Here is a 7154-nt window from a genome sequence, read left to right as displayed (position 1 = left end):
CGAGGCCCACGATGGCGAGTCGGGTGTTTTCCAGCTTCCGCATACAGTCATCCCGAGGTGTTTTGGGTAGCGTCTGATGCGCATGCAGCGCGTGTCGGCCGATCGACGGGGACGCACGCTTGCGCTGAGGCGAGCGCGGTGCCGACTATGCGAAGGTATATCGTGCGGAGGACGTGTAGGATCCTGCGGCCGAGATGAAGTCATCTCGAGTTAATGTGCAATGTCGTTCGATTGGGCGGCAATTACTTCAATTCGTTGCGCGCGTCATTGCTGCATATCCACCGCACTTGCGACTGCCGGGATGCGTAGCGCGCTTCGACCATCGAGCCGATGCGTCACAGACCATCGCTTCGATGTGCGCCCGCGAGCGCCTGGCGCTGCGACGAACCGGCTTGCAACGGCTTTGCGGCCCGAGCCCTAATCCAGGATCAATGGAGAATGCCCATTTGAAACATTGCCCAGCCCGCCACCGCACTGATCGTCAGGCAAACAATGAGCCAGAATCCGCGGGAATTTTTCCCCCAGAACGGCTTCTTCTCGTTGTTTTCCATAATGTTTTGCATCCGCAATGATTTGGCTGGACAGGCTGCTTAGGGTGCTTGCATGATGCCAGTATCGTGCCAAACCGCAGCATATGCGCGCCTGGACTTCACGCCATGTGATACGGAGCAGGAATTTGCCGTCGGGCATCGCGATCGGGTTCGAATACCGGTGAATTGCGGCGAGTGGCACCCGTCCTGGTTCGGCGCGCCGATCCTCGAATGGCACGGCAGGCTTCTCGGCACATCGTGGGCATCGAGCGCGCGGTGGCACTGCGAGTCATCTAGGGACAAAAATTTGTCAGCAACATGGATGCCCGGAATAGAGGGCTCGTCCCGCTCGGCTTGCGGTCAGCTGCATGCAAGTTCGGGGCAATTCGAAAATTCTGTTCTCGACGTCCTGGAGCCGACAGACGAGGTGGCCATGACGGTGACGCCGGGTGCACGATATTTTGTAATAGGGAATAGGTTGGGACCGATATAAAGGGATTTTTGGTTGACGGCGTAATTAGGTGTACGGCTTCTAAATGTGATTGGCGATTGTGATGCTTCTTTCACGTCCTGTATGGCATCACGGAATGTGGCGCTGTGATCTTTCACCCGCAGCGGCTGGTTTTCTACGCGGCAATTGATTTAAGTGATCGGATTCGGCTGGTTGCCATCGAAAGGCGGATTTCCGCCTTCCGAGGAGCTTCTGTGCGGGCGAAAAATACAAGTGCGGGATTATGAGCGCCGCCAGCTGACTGTTCAGTTATTCCCGGCAAATCGAATATTCGAGGACATGTTGATCATGAAAAAGACTTGTGCCTTTACCGTTCTTGGCTTCGCGTTGCTGGCCAGCGGTTGTGTATGGTCGCCAGGGCAAAATATGTCCGGGCAGGGCCTGGTTCGCGGCACGCCGACCGATAACAGCCAAATACAGCTGGTAACCATTACTCCGCAGCTATTGGCGGAGAATCAATCGCCGATGTTGACTGCATCGGTGCCGGAGGCGCTGCTGTCTTATCAACCGGGTCCTTATCGCATCGGGCCGGGAGACGCGCTTTACATCACCGTCTGGGATCACCCGGAACTGACTTCACCGGCGGGCACGCAACAGCAGACCGCGGCCAATGGTCGCCTGGTGCGCTCGGACGGCACCCTGTTTTATCCCTATGTGGGCTCCATCAAGGTCGCTGGCATGACCATCGAAGAGGTGCGCCAGGCCATCGAATCGAAGATAGGGAAGTATGTGGAGAAGCCGCAGGTGGACGTCAGTATCGTCGGCTACAACAGCCAGCATGTGACGTTCCAGGGCGCCTTCATGAAGACCGACCCACAGTCGATCACAGCGGTTCCGTTGACCTTGGGGCAGGCGCTCGGAACGGCAACCATCAATTCCGATCAGGCCAACATGTCGGGTCTGATACTCAACCGCGATGGGCAGAACTACCACCTGGATCTTGCCGCCTTGTACGACAGCCGGGGTCTGGCGAAAGACATTTACCTGAAGGCCGGAGATCGTCTGTTGCTTGCCTACAACGATTCCGAGGAGGTGTACGTGATGGGCGAAGTGATGCGCCCTCAGGCGGTCACCTTCAGGTCGCTTCCCTATATCACGCTGACCCAGGCACTGGGCCGTGTAGGGGGGCTCAATCCGGTCACGGCCAATGGCCGGGCAGTCTATGTCGTTCGCGGTGCGGACGATCTGAAGAACGCTCCGGCCAAGGTCTTCCAGCTTGATGCACGCTCGCCGGCGGCATTCGCCCTCGGAGACGGCTTCAAGTTGAAGCCGGGCGACGTCATATTCGTCGGCGCGGCCGGCATTACCCGCTGGAACCGCTTCCTGAGCCAGCTGCTGCCTTCGGCGACTCTGGTTACCAGCGCTGCCGCTGCGAATTACAGCGCGACCCATTAAGGCGATCCTGAATCTGCCGGGTCATCGTCGGGTTGGACTCGAACCTTGGTCATCACCGCCGTTCGCGTGTTGATGGCCAAGGTTCGAGGGCGCAGTCGAGGCCACGGGCGAGGCGCATACGGAATCCGATGCTCCAATCGCATCGAAATGCGTGTCGCACCACCTTTCCTGAAGAGGCATGGATGGGTCACTTATACGGCGTGGCCTGATCGCATCTTGGCTCTGGCGAATTTTTTTTAGCTTTTGCGGAGCCGTCTGGAGATTAAGGAATTCATGGCAATTCGTGCATCTGGGTCGCTAAATCACGGAAGAGCTGGATCTCCCGAAACACCATTTGAACAAGCGGTTCATGCGGCGCTTATATAAACCGGTCTTGTCTGAATAAGACATTCACGCTGTACAAGATTTGTCATCTTAAAGATGCTAGGTTCGAAGGCCTGGCGTGAGTGCCATTTCCTTTTTCATAGCAGTTGCTGTCGTGTCATTTATTTTTACTGGATTGATCCAGGCATGCATGAAATATCGGCCAGTCGTATTCGCGGTTCGTAGATAGCAGGCCGTCAAGGCCTTTGCCGCTCGCCGGCTGGACCATCCACAACATGAACTCGCTCGGACCTTGGGGGACCGCTCGAGATGGGTAGGAGGCGAAGGTCTCATGCTGGAACTGCGATTGGTTCTCGATGGTTTGGTAGCCGCATCCACATCTGCGGTAGCCATTGCTGTTATGCGTCCGTTTGCCATAGTGCTTGGCTTGGTCGATCACCCGGATCACCGCAAGCAGCATCTTGGCGAAATACCGCTGGTGGGCGGTCTGGCGATTTTCATCGGGATGGTCGCAGGAGCCGCCTGCTACGGTGCCTTCCACGGGTTCGAGGGAGTCTTGCTCGGAACCGCCGCAGTGCTTGCCCTGCTTGGCGCGCTGGATGATCGCTTTGGCCTCAGCGTTCGCGATCGTCTGCTGACGCAGACCATCGTGATACTGACGGTGATCTCCAGCACTGGCGTGTACATCCACACGCTGGGGCATCTTTTCGGCCACGACGTGGTGCTTGGCTGGCTTGGCGTACCGATGACCGTAGTCGCCGTCATCGGCCTGGTGAATGCGTTCAATATGATGGACGGCATCGACGGTCTTGCCGGCAGTCTGACCCTGGTCAGCATTGCCGCCGTCGTCCTGTTTGCTTCTCCTACTTCCTTGCGTGGGATCATCATGTTGCTGGCCCTGCTGGCTGCGGCAACGCTGCCCTATCTGGCCGTCAACCTCGGTCTCCTGGGCGGAAAGGTTTTCCTGGGCGACGCGGGCAGCACACTGGTCGGCTACCTGCTGGCCTGGGCGCTCATCCGCTTGAGCCAGCTGCCACAGACGCATTTGTCGCCGATCGACGTGTTGTGGTGCGTGGCGCTGCCGGTGTTCGACACGCTTGCGGTGATGTGCCGGCGCATGCGCGAGGGCCGCTCGCCGTTCAAGCCGGATCGTGGCCATATCCACCATATCCTGCTGGGGGCGGGCCTGGGGCCGCGCGCCACCTTGGCCACGCTCGTCATGCTTGCGGCGGGCCTGGCGTCGATCGGTGCGATCGTCAGCAGCGTGGATCATTCGGCGGGCGCGAATCTCATGGCGTTTTGCCTGATTCTCGGCGTCTACATGGCGACAGTCATGCGCATGTGGCTGCGCCAGGAGGCGCGTCGGCAAGGCGCATTTGCCCCGCGTCCGGGACCGGGGGCGAAGATCCATTCGCTGGAGGCGGAGCGGCACTCCGCGGCCTCCGGCCTAGCTGCGCGAGGCAGGGACCACCGGGTGGAGAACGGAGGTAGCGAAACAGAGGCATTCCGCCGCGCGGTAGAGCGCGCCGACCGGCGTTGATCTTGCGCGGTCAATCGGGCCTCGAAATCTGCTGCGCTGGGTGGATGAGGCGACGCACTATGCGGCGGCTATCGGACGGCCGCGCTCACTTGAGTCCGACCAATTGGATCGATGCCCCGTCCGCGATCGTGGTTACGCCGCTTTCGATGTCGTTGGCGTACTCGATGGAATGCTTCACCACCAGATTGCCGCGGGTGATGCGCATCTGCCTGCTCGTGCTGAGGAATGACATCACGGCGGCACCGGGTGCTGAGCCCCTGCTGCGCCTGACCTTGTTTCCGGAGATGATCACCGCTTCGATGTCCCGGCTGTTGTCCGGGGTATTGTCTTCGGCGAAGTTGATGCAAGAGCCGTAGATGTCGATGAATACGTTTCCTGCGCATACCACCCGGTTGGCGCCAAGCACGCCGATCGCTCCCATCTGCGGGCGTATGCCGATGAACGTGTTGCCCGTGATCACCGTGTTGATGGCGTTTTCGCTGGTCCGATAAGCGAAGGATCCCAGCCTGACCGCATCGCCGCCCGGTCCGGATCCCGCTGGCGAGCGCTGAAAGGTGCATCCGCTGACCTGGGTGCCGCTCAGGCCGTTGACCGCGATGTCGACGCGGATCGAATTGAGGAAGTGGCAGTTGAGCACGGAGAGGTTGTCGGCGACATCCGCGATAGTCTTGGCTTTCGTCGCGGTATCGATGCCCCAATAGCAATTCTTGAACTGGCAATCGGACACGACCCAGTCGTGGATGTTGTCTCCGGCCTGACGGCCGTTGAAAAACGTGATGCCTGCCGTGTTCACGGTGTCGATATCGATGAACCTGCATTGCGCGATGGTCACGTGCCGATACACGCTCCACGGGTGATCCGGCTCGAAATCGATGCCGCCCACCGAGTGAGAGAGTTTCGCGTTGCCGATGTTCTGGAACAGGCAGTTCTCCACCGTCAGCTGATCGCAATCGATGATGGAGAGGCCGTTGCGGTTGTCCTTCACCGCGCCGTCGAACACGCAGTCGCGCACGGTGATGCGCTGGTTGTGGCGTTCGGTGCTGCGGAGCGTGCCCGAGCCGACATACATGCCGTCGCCGCGAAAGCCATAGAAGCTCACCCGCTCGACGGTCAGGTCCGAGGTGGCGTTGACGGCGAGCAGATAGAAGTACTGCTGGTAGCCGAACTCCGCCACGCGTCCGTTGAGTTTGAGATCGTGCAGACGGATGTTTCGCATGTTGTCCGCGACATTGGCGCTGCCGCCATCGCGGACATAGGTGGCGAGCATGAATTCGCAGGCCAGCGAACTGTCGTACGCCCGCAGCTCGCTGGTCTGTCCATCGCCGTACAGCTCGATGTCCGACTTGAGGTTGAGTTGCTTTACGGGATAGACCCCGGCGGGTACGAAGACCTTGCTGCCGCCCTTGTCGATGGCCGCCTGGATGCCGCTGGTGCAATCGTACGAGCTGCTGCCCGCGCGGAGGGCGGCGTGTTCCGTCGCGGGCAGGAAGTCCAGGACATTCGTCACTTGCGGCGAGGATGGCATGGCAGAGTCTCCGATCGTGTATGGCCGGGGGAAGGCAGGTGTGGTCCCGGCCAAACTCGGCAGTCGATTCCTTGGCGGGGATGCGGTTCTCCGAACGGCGCATGTGCTGTGTCGCGGCGGGATGCGTACGGCACGAAGGTGGATTTCTATGGGGACGACTCGGCCGGCGCCGCCAGCGGATCGCACAATTCGGCATAGACTTCCAAGGTGTGCTCGATGACGATGTGTTCATCGAACTGCGTCCGCGCCTTGAGGCGGGCCGCCTCGCCCAGCCGCTGCGCGAGCCCGGGGATTTCCAGCACTCGCCGGATGGCATGCGCCAGCGCTTCGCTGTTGCCCTTGGGGACCAGCAAACCGTCGACATCGTCGGTCACCACTTCGCGGCAGCCCGGTACGTCCGTGGTGATCAAGGGGAGTCCACAGGCGGCGGCTTCGACCAGCGTCCTGGGCAATCCCTCCCGATAGCTCGGCAGCACCACGACATCGACCGAAGCGAGCAGGCCGGCCATGTCATCGACGTGACCGAGCCAGGTGACGAGCCCCTCTGCCACCCAGCCTCGTATCGTTGCTTCCGGAACCGTGGCAGGGTTGCCGGGATCCGGCGTGCCGGCGAGCAGGGCATGGAGGGAACAGCCTTGGAGGCGTAGCTGCCGGATGGCGTTGACGAATTCGTCGAGACCCTTGTCCCAGAGCAGCCTGCATGCCAGCAGTACACGCGGGCGTTCGTCGTCCGCGCTTCGCGTACGTGTTGCCAGGGCGAACTGCGCGCAATTCACCCCCGAGCCGCGAATCAGGCGGATGTGTTGTGGATCGACCAGGCCGGCCTGCTGGAACAACGCGACGTCGTCCGCGTTTTGCAGTATGAGCCGCGCGCCGCGACCACCAAGCGCGAGGCGCAGCAAGCCACGCACCACCGGGCGCAGCAATCGCGCCTTCATCTGCGAGCTGGTGAACACATAGCCCATGCCTGCCACCGCATTCACCCGGGCCGGGACACCGGCAAGCCGCGCCGCCAATGAGCCATATACGGCGCACTTGATGGTGAATCCGTGCACCAGCACCGGCTGCTCGCGCCGCAACAGACGGACAAGATGCCATAGCAGCGCCGCTTCGCGCAGCGGATTGAGGCTGCGCCGCGCCATCGGCAAGGGCTCCCACCGCAGGCCCAGGGCGCGGAGCTTCGCTCCATAAGGCCCCGGCGGGGAAATCAGCAGGACGTCGTATCCCTGCCGTCGCAGCGACATCGCCAGCGAGCGGCGGAAGTTGTAGAGGTACCAGTCCGTATTGGCGAACAGGACAGCTTTCACGGGTGTGTCTCCTGCTGGACGG

The 7154-nt window shown here is 60.8% G+C and carries 6 protein-coding genes; 2 read left to right on the top strand and 4 right to left on the bottom strand.

Going from position 1 to position 7154, the window contains the following annotated elements; translation table 11 throughout:
• Nucleotides 1-417: 417 nt before the first annotated feature.
• Nucleotides 418-768, bottom strand: a complete 351-nt coding sequence (locus ISP25_RS23195) for a hypothetical protein (RefSeq protein WP_404612056.1) — start codon at nucleotides 766-768, stop codon at nucleotides 418-420.
• Between the two features lie 639 nt (nucleotides 769-1407).
• Between ISP25_RS23195 and ISP25_RS23190 the strand changes: the two genes are divergently transcribed.
• Nucleotides 1408-2436, top strand: a complete 1029-nt coding sequence (locus ISP25_RS23190; RefSeq protein ID WP_404612092.1) for a polysaccharide biosynthesis/export family protein — start codon at nucleotides 1408-1410, stop codon at nucleotides 2434-2436.
• A gap of 481 nt (nucleotides 2437-2917) precedes the next feature.
• Here ISP25_RS23190 and ISP25_RS23185 read toward each other — a convergent pair whose 3' ends face one another.
• Nucleotides 2918-3301 (bottom strand): hypothetical protein, encoded by a 384-nt coding sequence (locus tag ISP25_RS23185; protein ID WP_404612054.1) that lies wholly within the window; start codon nucleotides 3299-3301, stop codon nucleotides 2918-2920.
• Between the two features lie 15 nt (nucleotides 3302-3316).
• On the opposite strand from ISP25_RS23185, the gene ISP25_RS23180 reads away from it, so the two are divergent.
• Nucleotides 3317-4300, top strand: coding sequence for an undecaprenyl/decaprenyl-phosphate alpha-N-acetylglucosaminyl 1-phosphate transferase (locus ISP25_RS23180; protein WP_404612052.1), 984 nt, complete (start codon nucleotides 3317-3319; stop codon nucleotides 4298-4300).
• An 85-nt stretch (nucleotides 4301-4385) separates the two neighbouring features.
• Here the strand turns inward: ISP25_RS23180 and ISP25_RS23175 are convergent, their stop codons facing one another.
• Nucleotides 4386-5825: a glycosyl hydrolase family 28-related protein gene (locus ISP25_RS23175; RefSeq protein WP_404612050.1), complete on the bottom strand. Its 1440-nt coding sequence runs from the start codon at nucleotides 5823-5825 to the stop codon at nucleotides 4386-4388.
• A gap of 146 nt (nucleotides 5826-5971) precedes the next feature.
• Nucleotides 5972-7132 (bottom strand): glycosyltransferase family 4 protein, encoded by a 1161-nt coding sequence (locus tag ISP25_RS23170; protein ID WP_404612048.1) that lies wholly within the window; start codon nucleotides 7130-7132, stop codon nucleotides 5972-5974.
• Nucleotides 7133-7154 lie beyond the last annotated feature (22 nt).

The organism is Rhodanobacter hydrolyticus, assembly GCF_044904645.1.
The sequence above is the reverse complement of the archived record's forward strand: the minus strand, read 5'-3'. Positions and strand labels throughout refer to the sequence as shown.